Origin of the sequence: Streptomyces sp. NPDC005423, assembly GCF_040606415.1 — a bacterium.
Classification (GTDB): Bacteria; Actinomycetota; Actinomycetes; order Streptomycetales; family Streptomycetaceae; genus Streptomyces.
Genome location: NZ_JBEXET010000010.1, coordinates 13,843 through 30,134 on the forward strand (window position 1 = coordinate 13,843; position 16,292 = coordinate 30,134).

A 16,292-nucleotide genomic window follows, 5' to 3' on the forward strand; every position below is an offset into this window, starting at 1 on the left:
GTCATGGGTAGGGTGCTGGGGCCTTGAGAGGACCTGAGCGCAGGGATTCACGGGAGAGTTCGGGGGATTTGGAGTGAGGGCTTCCGCAGCGCGCGCCCGGTCGCGATCGCAATCCGCGCCGGGACCGGCACAGGGTTCTGTCCAGGGACCGGCACAGGGACCGGCACAGGCTTCGGCACAGCGGTCGGGATCACTGTCGGGAACGCGACCGGGCGGCTCCGCGCCCTCGCGCGGACCCTGCACGCCTCACCTGAACTCCCGTTCCGGGCGCGGTGGTTCTTTCGCGGTGCAGCGGCTGGTGCTGCTGGAAGTGGCGGCGGCGCTGGTGGTGTCGGGCTGGCTGGTCGACCCGATGGCGCTCGCGCCCGCGATCGCGGTGGCCGCGCTGCTCGTCGTCCTCGCCTTCGTACGGCGTCGGGGGCGCTCCCTGCCGGAGTGGCTGGGCACGGTGCTGGCGCTGCGCGCCCGTACGCGCCGGGCCGCGGCCGTGCCGGTCCCGCCGGGCACCGATCCCGGACTCGCGCCCGCCGTGGAGTGCGATCCGAGTCTGCGGACGTACAGCCACAGCCGCGGTGACGACCGCGACCAGCGGCCGTTGGGCCTGATCGGCGACGGCGACTTCCTGACCGTGGTGCTCCACGTGGAGTCCGACGCCGGTGCGCTGCGGGCCGAGCGCGGTCGCAGACCGCTGCCCGTGGCGCTGGTGCGGGACGCCCTCGACGTCGACGGGATCCGTCTCGAATCCGCGCAGATCGTGGTGCACACCCAGCCCGCCCCCGCGCTGCACCTGCCCCAGCAGTCGGTCGTGGTGAGCAACTACGCGCCGCTGCAAGCCCGTACGGGCTCCCCCGCCGTGCGGATCACCTGGATCGCGCTGAAGCTCGACCCCGAGCTCTGCCCGGAGGCGGTGGCCGCGCGCGGCGGTGGTCTGGTCGGCGCGCAGAAGTGCCTGGCCCGGTCGGCTGAGCATCTGTCGAGCCGGCTGGCCGGTGCCGGTCTGCGGGCCGCCATCCTCACGGAGGAGGAGCTGACGGCGGCGATCGCCACCTCCGCGTGCGCCAACCCGATGGTGACCGCGCAGGCCGGGCGGAGCGAGGCGCCACGGCGCAGGACCGAGGAGTCGAGCCGCAGTTGGCGCTGCGACAACCGCCGGCACACCACCTACTGGGTCCGCCGCTGGCCCCAACTGGGCGACGGCGGAACCTCGTTGGCGCAGTTGGTCGCACGACTGACCGCGGTGCCCGCGCTGGCGACGACCTTCAGTCTGACGCTGGCCCGGGGCGAGCGGCAGGACGTGACCCTCACCGGCCATCTCCGGATCACCGGCCGCAGCAACCAGGAGCTGACCGACGCCCGGCGCGAGCTGGAGCAGACGGCGCGACAGGTCCGCACCGGGCTCGCCCGCCTGGACCGTGAACAACTCCCCGGCGTCCTCGCCACGTTGCCGCTCGGAGGTGCCCGCTGATGGCCGCTACGACGACCCCCTCGCCGGCGCCCGGTGTCGGGCCCGGGAACGCGGGCCTCGGCGCGCGGCTGCGCACCGGCATCGGACTGCTGGGCCCCCGGCATCCGCGGCACGCGCTGAGCGTGGCCGAGGCGGACACGCTGTCGCTGCCTGTCGGGGACGACGGCGTGGTGGTGGGCGTCGACACGGAGGGCGAGCCCGCCGTGCTCGGCGTCAACCGGCCGACACCGTACGACATCCTGCTGATCAGCGGGTTGTGGACCGCCCAGGTGCTGGCGCTGCGCGCGGCGGCGACCGGAGCGCGGGTGGCCGTGGAGACGGGACGCCCGCAGGCGTGGTCGCAGTTGGTGCACGCGATGGGCGGCGGACAGAACGGCCTCGCGGTGTACGACGTCGGCCGGGTCCCCCCGCAGGGCGCCTCCGCCGGTACGCCGGTGCTGGTGGTCCGGGACTGCGGTATGCGGCCGCCGCGCGGTCGGGTCACGTCGGCGCCCTGGCAGGCGGTGCTCACCCTGCTGCCGTATCTGAGCCCGGTCGCGCCCCGGTTGATGCGCCAGGCGCGACTGGTCGGCGTACAGCGGGTGTCGCCGGACGAGGCGGCGGAGATCGGGCGCGTGATGGGCCTGCCGCGCACCGAGCGGGAGACGCTGCCCACGCTGCCCGACGGCGTCACGCTGTGGTGCACGGAGCGGGACCGGCAGTACGTGATGACCCAGCCGACGGACGCCGAGGTCGGCCTGCTGGGGATGGCCCGCCGGATGGACTGAACTGTCCGGATCGGGTTGCCTACAGGGGGAATTGGGCGCTATCGACACCCGAGCCGAGTGCCCGTTCGTCACGGTTTGGTGTAGGTGGGCGGAAGGCGCCGCGCGCTTGGCCCCGCGGCGCGGTGCCGGACGGGCACGAAGGAGTGGACGGGCCTGCCGAGCCGGCGGTATGGGTGATTAGGCTGGGGCAGGGCACATCACGAGTACCCGCGAGCGGGCGGTGCGTGACCCGGGGGCTCGAGGGAGACAACCCAGCGCACCGGACATGACGAACGGTCGCCCCGGCAGGGTATGAGGGTGCTCGACCACACCAGGAGGAACTGTGAGCAGCGATCGGGGCGGGATCCGCGGGGGCTGGGCCACGCCCGGCGATGACCAGCCCGATGACGAGTCCGCCATCGACATGACGGGCGAGTTCACGATCGACTATGCGCCGCCGGCTTGGTACACGCAGAGTTCGTCGGACGCGTCCGGGCAGGTGCCGGGGGCGGCCGCGACGGGCGGCCCGGCCATTCCACCGCCGCCGACCGAGCCTCCCGCCATACCGCCGACTCCGCGAACGCCGCCGTTTCCACCGCAGTTCCAGGCACCGCACACTCCCCATCTTCCGCAGACTCCACAGACTTCGCAGGACGGGACCGGTCTGCCCCCCACGTGGGGGGCTCCCGCGGCCGTCGCCCCCGTGGCGCCGGAGGCGGCGGGCTCCGGCAGCGGCGACTTCGCGGGCGGCGCGACCATGCGGATCTCCTCCGCCGCGCTGAAGCGGGAGTTCGCGGAACGTGCGGCAGCGGAGGCGGCTGCCGCAGCCGGCACACCGGGCTCCGCCCCGGTGCCGGCCCACGCGCCGGAGCAGGCGCCCGCGCCTGCTCCGGAGCAAACGCCCGTAGCAGCGCCGGTCTACGCGCCGGAGCAGGCGCCTGCGCCCGCGCCGGAGCAGGCGCCCGTCGCGGAGGCAGTCCACGCCCCGGAGCAGGCTCCCTTTGCCGCGCCGGAGCAGGCTCCCTCTGTGGCGCCGGTCCACGCGCCGGACCAAGCGCCTTTTGCGGCGCCTGAGCACGCGCCCGTCGCCGAGCCCGGCCATGCCCCGGAGCAGGAGCCCCTTGCGGCTGCCGAGTCCGGTGCGAAGGGCACGACGGCTGCGCCCGAGGCGGAGGCGGAGGCGGGTGCTGCTCTGCCTCAACCGGCTGACGCAGAAGCGGAGTTCGCCGGTGCGTCGGCCGACGGAGACCTGAACGCCGAGGCCTCCGAGGGCGGCACCCGCGTGCCGGACGAGGGCCCGGCCGAGACGAACGGGGAAGCGGCGGCCGAGCGGTCCGAGGCGAGCGCCGAGGAGCGGGGCGCGGACGAGCGCGGTGACGAGGACGCGTTTACCCTCGCCGACGCGGCCGGCCCACCGGAAGCCGACCACCCGGTCGACCCCGCAGAACCGGCACACCCGGCCAATCCGGCAGACCCCAGCAACGCCACCGACCCCACCGACCCCACCGACCCCACCGACGGTGGTCAGGGCGACGGGTCCCAGCACGACGCGTCCGCGGACCGCGTGTCCGAAGACGACCCGGCTCAGCATGACCCGGCTGCGCACGACTCGCCGCAGGACGATTGGCCCCAGGGGCCAACTCCCGTGCCGGACGCGGAAGATGGCGCCCAGGGTGCGGCCGTTCACGCGGAGGCGCCGGAGGAGGGCGACGTGCCGAACGTCCCGTCCGCCTGGACTCCCCCACCCGCGCCGCAGATGGGGATCCCTCCGCTGCCGCCGTCCTACCAGCCCGCCGCCCCGGCACCGGCCGCACAGTGGCCGGCCCAGTCACAGCCCCAGCCACCCGCGCCCGAGCAGGGCGTCCCCCCGCAGTTCCAGCGGGCCGACACGGCGACGCCCCCGCCCGTCGCGCCGCAGCAGCGGGCGGCCGACCCGGCGGCACCCCAGCCCGTCGTCGTACCGCGGCAGCAGCCGACCGGCCCACCAGTTCCCTTCCCCGCCGGGCAGGCGCAGCCCCCCGTTCCGCCGCAGCAGCAGCCCCCGTTCGAGCCGCAGGCCGCGCCGCCCGCGCCCACCGCGTGGGAAGGGCACGCCGCTCCGACTCCGCAGGGTCCGGCCCCAACTCCCCCTGCGGCGCCCGCCGGTTACGGGTTCCCGCAGCCCGCGCCCCCGGCCGTGCCGCAGGGCGGCTACGGCTTCCCACAGTCGGGCCGGCCCGCCCCGCCCGCCCCGCCTGTCGTGGCACAGGACGAGGGTTACGGCTTCCCGCACCCGGCCCCGGCTCCCGCCCCGGACGACCAGGGCGGCTACGGCTTCCCGCAGGCACACCCCCAGCCGCAGCCGCGCACACAGGCGCCGGGCGGGCCGCAGCCCCACCCCGCCCCCGCTCCCCTTGACGAGCAGGGTGGCTACGGCTTCCCGCCCCAGGGCGGGCCGGGTCCGCAAGGCGCCCCCCAGCCCCCGCAGGCCGCGCATCCCCCGGTCGACCCGCGCACCGGCACCGCCTGGCCGCAGCCCATGCGGCACGACCAGCGTCAGCCGACCAACCCCGGTGCGGCGCCGCTGGGTTACACGGCGGCCGTGGAGTTGTCCTCGGACCGACTGCTCAACAAGAAGCAGAAGGCGAAGAGCGGGCGCCCGGCGGCGGCCTCCCGGTTCAAGCTCGGCGGAAAGAAGGAAGAGGCCGAGCGGCAGCGGAAGTTGGAGCTGATCCGTACCCCGGTGCTGTCCTGCTACCGGATCGCGGTCATCAGCCTGAAGGGCGGTGTCGGCAAGACCACGACCACCACCGCGCTCGGCGCCACGCTCGCCACCGAGCGCCAGGACAAGATCCTCGCGATCGACGCGAACCCCGACGCCGGTACGCTCGGCCGCCGGGTGCGCCGCGAGACCGGGGCCACGATCCGTGACCTCGTCCAGGCGATCCCGTACCTCAAGTCCTACATGGACATCCGCCGGTTCACCTCGCAGGCGCCCTCCGGTCTGGAGATCATCGCCAACGATGTCGACCCGGCCGTCTCCACGACGTTCAACGACGAGGACTACCGGCGCGCGATCGATGTGCTGGGCAACCAGTACCCGATCATCCTCACCGACTCCGGCACCGGCCTGCTCTACAGCGCCATGCGGGGTGTGCTGGACCTCGCCGACCAGCTCATCATCATCTCGACGCCGTCCGTGGACGGTGCGAGCAGCGCGAGCACGACGCTGGACTGGCTGTCCGCGCACGGTTACGCCGATCTTGTCTCACGCTCCCTCACGGTGATCTCGGGGGTTCGGGAGACCGGCAAGATGATCAAGGTGGAGGACATCGTCAGCCACTTCGAGACGCGCTGCCGGGGTGTCGTGGTGGTGCCGTTCGACGAGCATCTGTCCGCCGGTGCCGAGGTGGACCTCGACATGATGCGGCCGAAGGTGCGCGAGGCGTACTTCCACCTGGCGTCGCTGGTCGCCGAGGACTTCGTCCGCCACCAGCAGATGCACGGGCTGTGGACCAGCGACGGCAATCCGCCGCCGGTGGCCGCGCCGCCCCTGCCGGGCCAGCAGCAGCACCCGGGCCGGCCGTACCCGGAGCAGGGCCAGCAGCAGCCGTACGCGGGGCCGTCCGCCCCCGGTCAGCAGGTCCCGGGCCAGCCGTACCCCGCGCCCTACCCCGGGCCCCAGCCCGCGCCCGGCCAGCCGCTGCCCGGTCAGCCCGGCCCTTACCCGCAGCATCCGCAGCCCGGCCAGCCCTACGCCCAGCCGGGTCAGCCGGGTCAGCCGGGTCAGCCGGGTCAGCCGGGTCAGCCGGGTCAGCCGGGTCAGCCGGGTCCGGCCTATCCGCCGCAGAGGCAGCCCTACCCGCAGCATCCCGGTCACGGCCGGCCGCCGCAGGCACCCCCGGCCCAGCAGCCGGAGGAGGGGCAGGCCCCGCCCCCGCCCGCACCCCCGCGGCGGTAGCCCCGCCGGCGAACGCGAAGGGCGGCCGGTGCCTTGAGGCACCGGCCGCCCTTCGTCGTCGTAGCGGAGACCCCGCAGTCGAGGTCAGTCAGAACCAGTCGGTGACTGGTCGGGTCCGGTCAGTGCCGGACGGTGCCAGTCGGGACTGGTCAGTACTGTCAGTGCTGGTCGGGGCCGGTCACTGTGCGTCGGTGTGCGCCGAGATCAGCTCTCGGCAGCGCTTCACGTCCAGCGCCATCTGCTCCAGCAGCCCCTCGATGGAGTCGAACTTCGCCTGGCCGCGCACGAAGGCGAGGAAGTCGACGGCCACGTGCAGGCCGTAGAGATCGAGGCCCACGCGGTCGATGGCGTACGCCTCCACCGTGCGCTCGGTGCCGTCGAACTGCGGATTGGTGCCCACGGAGATCGCGGCCGGCATGGCCTCGCCCAGGACGTGGAGGTAGCCGGCGTAGACACCGTCGGCCGGGATCGCCGTGTGCGGCAGTGTCTCGACGTTCGCCGTCGGGAAGCCCAACTCGCGCCCCCGCTGCGCTCCGCGCACCACCACGCCCTCGACGCGGTGCGGGCGCCCGAGGATCTCGCGGGCGCCCTCGACGTCGCCCTCGGCGACCAGGCGCCGGGTGAGGGTCGAGGAGAAGGGCTCGCCGCCGCCGGCCGCACCGCTCACGTAAAGGTCCACCACTTCTACCTCGAAGTCGTATGTCCTGCCCTGCTCGGTCAGGAAGGCCACGTTCCCGGCGGCCTTGTGGCCGAACCGGAAGTTCGGGCCCTCGACGACCGCCTTGGCGCGCAACCGGTCGACCAGGACCTTGACGACGAAGTCCGCCGGGGAGAGCTTCGAGAACTCCTTCGTGAACGGAAGGACGAGGACGGCGTCGACACCGAGGTCGGCCATCAGCTCGGCGCGACGGTGGTGCGGAGCGAGCAGCGGGGGGTGGCTGCCCGGACGCACGACCTCGCTGGGATGCGGGTCGAAGGTGACGACGACCGAGGGAACTCCCAGTTCACGGGCGCGTTCCACGGCATGCCGGATGATCAGCTGGTGTCCGCGGTGGACCCCGTCGTAGGAACCGATGGTGACGACGCTGCGCCCCCAGTCCTCGGGGATGTCCTCCAAGCCACGCCAGCGCTGCACTGTGACCGCTCCTCGTCGAACCCGTGTCCGTATTGACCATTGACCTCGTACGCAGGTCTAAGGGTGCCATGCCGGGCGCCTCCGGCCCGCATCGGCATGGGGGCTGTGACGGGGCGCACGTATCGCTGCCGGAGCCGCACGGGGACCCCCGCCCCCGCGCGGTCCCCGATCAGGTGCCGGGTGCCGGGGTCGACGACCGCCGCACGGTCCCGCCGAGTGGGGGTGTCAGCGGGCCGACGGGGCGTCAGGGAGGCGGCGCCGGGGCGACGGCGTAGGTGCGCGGCGGGGGGCGGAGTGCGGCCGGATCGAGCTCGTGCGCGGGGACGAACTCCGGGAGTTCGCGGCGCGGTGGGCGGGAGACGGGGGTGCCAGGGGCGGCGAGCACCGTCGCGGGGGCCGTGCGGCCGTGCGCCCGGCCGCCGTCCAGGAGGTCGGCGACGAGCGGGAGCAGGACGGCCCGGGCGGCAACCCCGTGCTCCAGCCGTCGCTCGACCTGGACCCCCGGCTCCGCGACGGTCCCGGGCCACCGCTCGACGGCCTCGCGCAGGAGGGCGACGACCCGGTCCGCGAGGGCGGAACCCGTGACGTCCGCGAGGGCGAGAGCCGTGACGTCGGGGAGGACGAGAGCCGTGACGTCGGCGGGGGTCCGCGCGACCGCGCCGGTGTCCGGTCCGCCCAGCCGGGCGTGGAAGGCCTCCAGGACCGGCTCGGGATGGGTGGTGAGGGCAGCGCCCGGCGCGCTCGGCGGGTACTCCGGAGCGCCGGCCGTGAAGTGCCGTGGCACGGACGGGAGATGGCGGGCGCGGGTCTCGGGGTCCTTGCCGAGGCGGGCGAGCGCGCCGCCGTGCAGGGCGTGGTGGGTGGGGCGGGCGAGCAGCGCCTCGGCGGCGCGGCACAGGAGTTGACGGTCGGCCTCCGTACCTACGTGCGGGGCGACGGTCAGTCCGTACGCCACCGCCGCGACCCGGCGGCCCGGTCGCTCGTCGTGCGCCCACCGGTGCACGGCCCGGCAGACGGCCGACGGCTCCTCCTCGGCCAGTACGGCGAGGAGTTCGTCGGCGCGCCGGTGCGCGGAGGCCGCCAGCGCCTCCGTCAGCTCGTCCAGGGCCCCCCGCCGATGCGTGTGCAGCAGTGCCTGCGCGGCCGTCGCCACGGTCGCGTGCGGGGTGGCGGGCAGTCTCCGCTCGTCGTCGAACCACTGCGTCAACAGCGGTTGTACGAGCCCGGGTCGGGCGGCGAGCAGCCGGGCCACGGCGTCCAGACAGCGCCCCTGGCCGGTGCGGTGGGGGCCGGTGCGGTGCGGGCCGTCGTCCGCGAGGAGGAGCTCCCGCAGCAGGGCGAACCGGGCCGCCTCCGGCATGCGCAGCGCGGTCCAGAAGTCCGGCCCGAACTCCCTTTTCAGGTGGGGGCGTTGACCCCGCTCGGTGACGATCCGGTCGGCGAGCAGCCGGAGCACCGACGTGTAAGGCGTCGCGTCGGGCACCCGGCGCAGCACTTCGGTGAGGAGCCGGGCGGCCCACCAGGAGCACGGCTCGGCGTCCAGCGCGTACGCCAACTCCGTCAGCCGCACGGTGAGTTCACCGGCACCGTGCCGGCGGGCGAGGAACAGCAGCGCCTCCACGACGGGGCCGACGCGGTGACGCGGTACGGGTGGCGAGGTGCCGTCCCGTGCGGCCCGGGGGTGGTGGACGAGGGCGCGCAGTGCCTCGTCCAGGTCGAGGTGGGCGCCCTGCATCCAGTCGGCGAGTTCCTCGTGGGCGAAGCGGTAACCGTCGCCCGCCGGGACGATCAGTCCCTCGGCGAGGACGGCGGACGCCCAGTCGCCGGCCCCGCCGAGCCGGGCCGGCGCGGCACCCCGAGGGAACACCGTCTCGAACGTCTCCCGGTCCAACTGCCCCCGCCCCGGCCCCAGACAGCGCCGGGCCGCCTCGTGCACCTGCCCGGCCACCTTCGCGGCGAGCCGTCGTACGGCGGTGCCCCGCGCCCCGTCGGCCGCGGCGAGCCGGACGGCGACGCGCAGGCACATCAGGTCCAGGTGGGCCGCGAAGACGTCGTCGCGGTCGAGGCGGACGTGCGGGGCGACGGGGAGGGCGGCGCACACGTCGGAGAGCAGGCGGAGGGTGAGGGGGTGACGGGCGTCGGGGCCGGTGAGGATCCCTTCGCCCACGCCGTACGCCGCACGGGCCCGGCGGGCTTCCTCCTCGCCCAGGTCCGGCAGGCGCACGCAGGACGGCAGCCGCCCAGGGGTGCCGTTCCGGGACCCGCCCCCGGAGCCGCCGTCGCACCGCTCGGCCTCCTGCCGGGACGCCGGGGACTCCGGGCCGGCCGGGTGGAGCAGCGGGTCCGGGAACTCCGCCGCCTCCCAGTGCTCCGCCCGGCACGCGACCACCAGCCGGGCACCCGTGGCCGTCAGCCACTTCGCCGTCCTGCCCGTCCACTCGGGCAGGCGGTGGGCCAGCGGGGGCGGCATCTCCTCGGGGCCGTCGAGGAGCAGGAGGAGGGGGCGTCCGGCGGCGCGGGCCACGCGGGCGAGGCGTTCGGGGGTGAGGTCGTCGAGACCGGGAGGGTGGGCCCGGGACGCTGTCACGACGCGTGCCGCCCGTTCCAGCGTCCGGTGCACCGCGTCCGCGAGCGAGGCGTCGGTGTCCCGCAGGTCGGCGCCGCGCAGCCACAGCGTCGGTGCCGGTTCGGCTCCCGTGGTGCGCCGGGCGGCGAGGGCCGCGAGTTCCGTCGTACGACCGCTGCCCGGATCGCCGACAAGGCCGAGCACGGCGGCCGGACTTGCGTCGAACGCGGCGAACTCGCCTGCCAGCCAAACCCGTTCCACGGCAACGGCCGAGTGCGGCCGGGCGACACCGCCGTCTGTCCAGCAGCCCGTATCCCCAACAGGCGCTGTCGGCGTCCCCGTTGGACCGTTCGAGCCGAGCGACGCGGATGTGAGCTCCAGTACCCCCGCCAGGTTCAGGTCGGTGCCGTAGGCCGGGACGGTCGCCGCGTTCCGGGCCAGGACGGCGGCCAGCCGGGGCTCGGCGGACGCCGGGCACAGGGGGACGGCGAAGCCCGAGTCGCCGTGGTCGGACCGCAGGGCGGTGCCCAGGACCGCGACGACCGTGCCGGTCGCGATGTCGAGGACGGGACCGCCGGCCGCGCCGCCGCCGATCCGGAGAGCGTCACGGCCCGCCGTGCCGATGGCCAACTCCAGGGCGGTGTCGAGGAGATGGAGGCGGTCGGTGGCGGTGTAGGTCACGGCGGTCACGCCGAGGAGACGGGCCTCGCGCCAGCCGCCGGCGGCGATCCGCACGTAGGTGCCGGTGTCGATGCGGGGCCGCACCGTGACGGGGAGCGGGCGGACGCCCAGCCCCTCGGTGCGGACGAGCGCCAGATTCAGTGCGGGCAGCGGTGTCACCGCGTCGGCGGTCACCGGACAGGTGCGGCCCCCGGCGGCGTACAGGACGAGCCGCGCCAGCCCGTCGACGGCCTCGTGACTGGTGACGACCGTGCCGTGGTGGTCGGCCATGAATCCGGTGCCGCGCGGACGTCCGGCGAGGTCGCGGAGGTGGATCAGCGCCTCGTCGCCCGGCATCCGGGCGGTGGTACCGGGCTCTGCGGAGGTGGGTTCACCGCCCGTCGGGGCCGCTGCGTCCGCAGGGACGTCCCGTCCCCCGTGCGCCCCGCCCGCCGTGCGACGGACGCCGGTCGCCCGCGGCCCCCGTCCCGCCATGGTCGAACCTCCCGCCGTGCCGTGCCCTCTGCCCGACGGTAGGCGTGGCGTGATCGGCGGGACAGATCGCGTGGTGAACGCGCCCCCTTCCGCTCCCTGGCTTCACTCCGAGCGCCCGCCCGGTCGGGTGAACCGGCGGGAGCGGACGAGTGCCCCTGGGAGTGGGAGTGGGGAAACGGAGGGGGCTGTGGAGCGGCGGCGGTGTGCACCCGGTGATCGTCGCTCCACGGGCGGGCGCGCGCGCCGGCCGCTTCCGGACGCCGCACCCGCCTCGCTCAGGCGAAGACCGCGAGGCTCTTGGCCTTGCCCTTCTGGTCCTCGACCAGGGCGATGAAGCGGCCCTCGGGATCGAAGACACCGACGGCGCCGGCACCCGCGTAGACCTCGGGCAGTTCGAGCCGTACCCCGTTGAGGAGCAGCTTGGCGCGCCGGTCGTCCACGTCCCAGCGGGGGAACGCGGCCTCGGCGGCCTCGGCGACCGGCATCACGGTCAGCTCCTGCTGGAGCTGGTCCAGGGTTCTGGCCGCGTCCAGCTTGTAGGGGCCGACCCGGGTGCGGCGCAGCGCGGTGAGGTGGCCGCCGACGCCCAGGTCCGCGCCCAGGTCCCGGGCGAGCGCCCGGATGTAGGTGCCGGACGAGCAGACCACCGACACCACCAGGTCCGTGACAGGGGTGCCGTCGTCGGCCACGGCGTCCCGAACGTCGTAGACCGTGAACGCGGAGACGGTGACCGGGCGGGCGGGGATCTCGAAGTCCTCGCCGTCGCGGGCCCGCTTGTAGGAGCGCACACCGGCGATCTTGATGGCGCTGACCTTGGACGGAACCTGCATGATCCTGCCGGTGAGCTTGGCGATCCCCGCGTCGACGGCGTCCCGGGTGACCTTCGAGGCGTCGGTGCGCCCCGTGGTCTCGCCCTCGGCGTCGTCGGTCAGGGTGGTCTGCCCGAGGCGGATCGTGCCCAGGTACTCCTTCTCGGTCAGCGCGAGGTGACCGAGCAGCTTGGTGGCCCGCTCGACGCCGAGGACGAGCACGCCCGTCGCCATGGGGTCGAGGGTGCCGGCGTGCCCGACGCGACGGGTGCGGGCGATGCCGCGCATCTTGGCGACCACGTCGTGCGAGGTGAAGCCCGACGGCTTGTCCACGATGACAAGGCCGTCGGGCGTCTGGGTCTTCTGGGTCATTCGGCGGTGTCGTCCTCGTCCTCACCGGGCTTTTTGTACGGGTCCGCTTCGCCCGCGTAGGCGGCGCCGGCCGAGACCTCGCGGACCTTCTCGTCGGACTGCCGTGCCCGGTTGAGGAGGTCCTCGATCGTCTTGGCGTTGTCCGGCAGGGCGTCCGCGACGAAGGTGAGGGTGGGCGTGAACTTCACGCCCGCCGCCGCACCGACGGCCGAGCGGAGGACGCCCTTGGCGCTCTCCAGGCCGGCCGCAGCCGCCGCCCGCTCCTCGTCGTCCCCGTACACGGTGTAGAAGACGGTCGCCTCCCGTAGGTCCCCGGTGACCCGGGTGTCCGTGATGGTGACGTGCGAGCCGAGCCGCGGGTCCTTGATCCCGCGCAGCAGCTTCTGGGCCACCACCTCTCGGATGAGGTCCGCCAGCCTTTTGGCACGCGCGTTGTCGGCCACTGGTCCGTCTCCTTAGTAACTGTCTTGCCGCTTGCTTCAGTCTTCGTCGCTGTGGAGCCTGCGTCGAACCGAGAGCAGCTCCACCTCGGGCCGCGCGGCGACGAGTCGCTCGCAGCGGTCCAGTACGTCGGTGAGGTGTCCCGTGTCCCCGGAGACCACCGCGAGCCCGATCTCGGCCCTGCGGTGGAGGTCCTGGCTGCCCGTCTCGGCCGCGCTCACCGCGTACTTGCGCTGGAGCTCGGCCACGATCGGCCGGACGAGAGAGCGTTTCTCCTTCAGCGAGTGAACGTCGCCGAGGAGCAGGTCGAAGGAGAGTGTCCCCACGTACATGTGTATCCGGATGTCCCGCCGGCTCGGGGTATGGGCGCCGGACTCGGCCGCCGATACGGGAACCGTACACGCAACGGCCGAGGCCGATCGACGGAATTACTCTCCGCCGATCGGCCCCGATCGCGTGCAGTGCCGGTCAGCCGCGCGGCTTCTCGCGCATCTCGTACGTCGCGATGACGTCGTCGACCTTGATGTCGTTGAAGTTTCCGAGGTTGATACCGCCCTCGAAGCCTTCGCGGATCTCGGTGACGTCGTCCTTGAAGCGACGCAGTCCGGAGATGTTGAGGCTCTCCGCGATGACCTTGCCGTCGCGGACGAGTCGCGCCTTCGTGTTGCGCTTGACCTCGCCCGAGCGGACCAGGACACCGGCGATGTTGCCCAGCTTGGACGACTTGAAGACCTCGCGGATCTCCGCCGTACCGAGCTCGACCTCCTCGTACTCCGGCTTGAGCATGCCCTTGAGGGCCGCCTCGATCTCCTCGATGGCCTGGTAGATCACCGAGTAGTACCGGACGTCGACGCCCTCGCGCTCCGCCATCTGCGCCGCGCGGCCCGCGGCGCGGACGTTGAAGCCGATGACGATCGCGTCGGAGCCGGTCGCCAGGTCGATGTCCGACTCGGTGACCGCACCCACGCCGCGGTGCAGGACGCGGATGTCGACCTCTTCGCCGACGTCGAGCTGGAGCAGCGAGGACTCGAGAGCCTCCACCGAACCGGACGCGTCGCCCTTGATGATGAGGTTGAGTTCCTGCACCAGACCGGCCTTGAGGGCCTCGTCCAGGTTCTCCAGGGAGAACCGGACACCCCGGCGGGCGAAGTTGGCGTTGCGCTCGCGCGCCGCCCGCTTCTCGGCGATCTGCCGCGCCGTGCGGTCCTCGTCGACGACCAGGAAGTTGTCGCCGGCGCCCGGGACGTTGGTGAGACCGAGGACGAGGACCGGGGTCGAGGGACCCGCCTCTTCCACGTTCTCGCCCTTGTCGTCGAGCATCGCGCGGACTCGGCCGTACGCGTCGCCGACCACCATGGTGTCGCCGACCCGCAGGGTGCCGCGCTGGACCAGGACGGTCGCGACGGCGCCGCGGCCACGGTCGAGGTGGGACTCGATCGCGATGCCCTGCGCGTCCTGCTCCGGGTTGGCCCGCAGGTCGAGCGAGGCGTCCGCGGTCAGGACCACAGCCTCCAGCAGCTGGTCGATGTTGAGACCCTGCTTGGCGGAGATGTCGACGAACATCGTGTCGCCGCCGTACTCCTCGGCCACCAGACCGAACTCGGTGAGCTGGCCGCGCACCTTGGTCGGGTCGGCACCCTCGACGTCGATCTTGTTGACCGCGACCACGATCGGCACACCGGCCGCCTTGGCGTGGTTCAACGCCTCGATCGTCTGGGGCATCACACCGTCGTTGGCCGCCACCACGAGGATCGCAATGTCGGTCGACTTGGCACCACGGGCACGCATGGCGGTGAACGCCTCGTGACCCGGGGTGTCGATGAAGGTGATGCGACGCTCTTCTTCGTTGACGACGGTCGCGACCTGGTAGGCACCGATGTGCTGGGTGATGCCACCGGCCTCGCCCGCGACGACGTTCGTCTTGCGGATGGTGTCGAGGAGACGGGTCTTACCGTGGTCGACGTGACCCATGACGGTCACGACCGGCGGGCGGACCACCAGGTCCTCCTCGTCGCCCTCGTCCTCGCCGAACTCGATGTCGAAGGACTCGAGCAGCTCGCGGTCCTCCTCCTCGGGGCTGACGATCTCCAGGACGAAGTTCATCTCGTCCGCGAGGAGCCTCAGCGTCTCGTCGGAGACGGACTGCGTGGCGGTGACCATCTCGCCGAGGTTCATCATCACGCCGACGAGCGACGCCGGGTTGGCGCCGATCTTCTCGGCGAAGTCGGTCAGGGAAGCACCACGCGACAGGCGGACGGACTGTCCGTTGCCGCGCGGCAGCATCACGCCGCCGACCGACGGGGCCTGCATGGCCTCGTACTCCTGGCGCCTCTGCCGCTTCGACTTACGGCCACGACGCGCGGGACCGCCGGGACGGCCGAAGGCGCCCTGCGTGCCACCACGGGCACCGGGACCACCCGGACGACCACCGAAGCCGGGACGACCGCCGCCGCCACCCGGAGCACCGGGGCGACCGGCGAAACCGCCGCCACCGCCACCGGGACCGGCCGGACGGCCGGCGAAACCGCCGCCACCGCCACCGGGACGACCGGCGAAGCCGCCGCCACCACCGGGACGACCCGCACCGGCACCGGGACCGCCGGGACGACCGCCGCCGCCACCGGGACCACGGCCACCGGGGCCGCCACCGGGACGGGGACTGCCCGCGGCGGGACGCTGCGGCATCATGCCGGGGTTGGGACGGTTACCACCGGGGCCACCGCCCGGACGCGGAGCGCCGCCCTGCGGACGGGGCATCCCGCCCGGGCTGGGACGCGCGCCACCCGGAGCACCGGGACGGGCACCGCCCGCAGCGCCCTGGGGACGGGGACCGCCCTGGCCGGCTCCCTGCGGACGCGGAGCGCCGCCGGGAGCACCACCGGGGCCACCCTGGCCGCCGGGACGCGGGGCGCCGCCCGGACGGGGCGCCTGCGGGCGCGCCATGCCGGTGGAGCCACCAGAGGTGAAGGGGTTGTTGCCCGGACGGGGACCGGCCGGACGGGCACCGGGTCGTGCGGACTGGCCGGCCGGACGCGGGGCGCCGGGACGGTCGCCGCGGTCACTGCGACCCTGGCCGCCCTGGGCGGGACCGGCCGGACGGGCGCCGGGACGCGGGGCCTGGCTGCTCGCCGGACGCGGGGCGCCCGGACGCGGGGCCGCACTGCCGGGAGCGGCACCGGAGCCGTTGGCGGCCGGCGCGGCCGGAGCCGACGGCGGTGCCGTGAACTCGGGCGTCGTCGGAGCCGGGGACACCGGTGCGGCCTTCGGCGCGGGCTTCGGGCCCGGAGTGGGACGCGGGCCGGGAGCGGCCGGTGCGGCGGGAGCCGCGGGGCGCTCGACGGCGGCGGCCGGCTTGGGGGCCGGCGGGCGCGGGGCCGCCGGACGGGCGGACTGCGCGGGAGAGGGCGCACCCGGACGGGCCGGGGCAGCCTTGCGTGCGGGGGCGGACTTGCCGCCACCGTTGCCCTGCTGGAGGGCGTCTGTCAGCTTGCGTACAACGGGCGCCTCGATCGTCGAGGACGCCGAACGGACGAATTCACCGAGTTCTTGGAGCTTGGCCATGACGACCTTGCTCTCCACCCCGAACTCCTTGGCGAGTTCGTATACCCGGACCTTAGCCACTTCGCTCCTTTTAGGTCCGGGTGCGTCCGGACCGTCGCTACT

The 16,292-nt window shown here is 74.1% G+C and carries 9 protein-coding genes; 3 read left to right on the plus strand and 6 right to left on the minus strand.

What is annotated here, in order from left to right; genetic code table 11:
• Window positions 1-193: 193 nt before the first annotated feature.
• The 3 genes from eccE (at window position 194) to ABZT12_RS13855 (ending at window position 6,151) form a co-directional block, all read left to right on the plus strand.
• Entirely contained in the window at window positions 194-1,465 is a 1,272-nt protein-coding gene (gene eccE, locus ABZT12_RS13845; protein WP_356382814.1) for a type VII secretion protein EccE, read from the plus strand.
• Complete coding sequence (locus tag ABZT12_RS13850; protein ID WP_356382404.1) at window positions 1,465-2,232, plus strand: hypothetical protein; 768 nt, start codon at window positions 1,465-1,467, stop codon at window positions 2,230-2,232. The genes eccE and ABZT12_RS13850 overlap by 1 nt, the downstream gene beginning before the upstream one ends.
• Window positions 2,233-2,554: 322 nt before the next feature.
• On the plus strand, window positions 2,555-6,151 hold the full coding sequence (locus ABZT12_RS13855; protein WP_356382407.1) for an SCO5717 family growth-regulating ATPase: 3,597 nt from the start codon (window positions 2,555-2,557) through the stop codon (window positions 6,149-6,151).
• 178 nt (window positions 6,152-6,329) lie between these two features.
• On the opposite strand, the gene ABZT12_RS13860 is transcribed toward ABZT12_RS13855, so the two are convergent.
• From ABZT12_RS13860 to infB, 6 genes are all read right to left on the minus strand, one after another.
• Window positions 6,330-7,286, minus strand: a complete 957-nt coding sequence (locus tag ABZT12_RS13860) for a bifunctional riboflavin kinase/FAD synthetase (protein ID WP_356382410.1) — start codon at window positions 7,284-7,286, stop codon at window positions 6,330-6,332.
• Between the two features lie 244 nt (window positions 7,287-7,530).
• The gene (locus tag ABZT12_RS13865; protein ID WP_356382412.1) at window positions 7,531-10,869 is read right to left on the minus strand and encodes a trypsin-like peptidase domain-containing protein; all 3,339 of its coding nucleotides are present in this window, start codon (window positions 10,867-10,869) and stop codon (window positions 7,531-7,533) included.
• Window positions 10,870-11,282: 413 nt separating this feature from the next.
• Window positions 11,283-12,188 (minus strand): tRNA pseudouridine(55) synthase TruB, encoded by a 906-nt coding sequence (truB, locus tag ABZT12_RS13870; RefSeq protein ID WP_356382414.1) that lies wholly within the window; start codon window positions 12,186-12,188, stop codon window positions 11,283-11,285.
• On the minus strand, window positions 12,185-12,631 hold the full coding sequence (gene rbfA, locus ABZT12_RS13875) for a 30S ribosome-binding factor RbfA (protein ID WP_356382417.1): 447 nt from the start codon (window positions 12,629-12,631) through the stop codon (window positions 12,185-12,187). The genes truB and rbfA overlap by 4 nt, the downstream gene beginning before the upstream one ends.
• Window positions 12,632-12,667: 36 nt before the next feature.
• Window positions 12,668-12,961 (minus strand): DUF503 domain-containing protein, encoded by a 294-nt coding sequence (locus tag ABZT12_RS13880; protein WP_019064765.1) that lies wholly within the window; start codon window positions 12,959-12,961, stop codon window positions 12,668-12,670.
• A 136-nt stretch (window positions 12,962-13,097) separates the two neighbouring features.
• Window positions 13,098-16,250, minus strand: a complete 3,153-nt coding sequence (gene infB, locus ABZT12_RS13885) for a translation initiation factor IF-2 (protein WP_356382422.1) — start codon at window positions 16,248-16,250, stop codon at window positions 13,098-13,100.
• Window positions 16,251-16,292 lie beyond the last annotated feature (42 nt).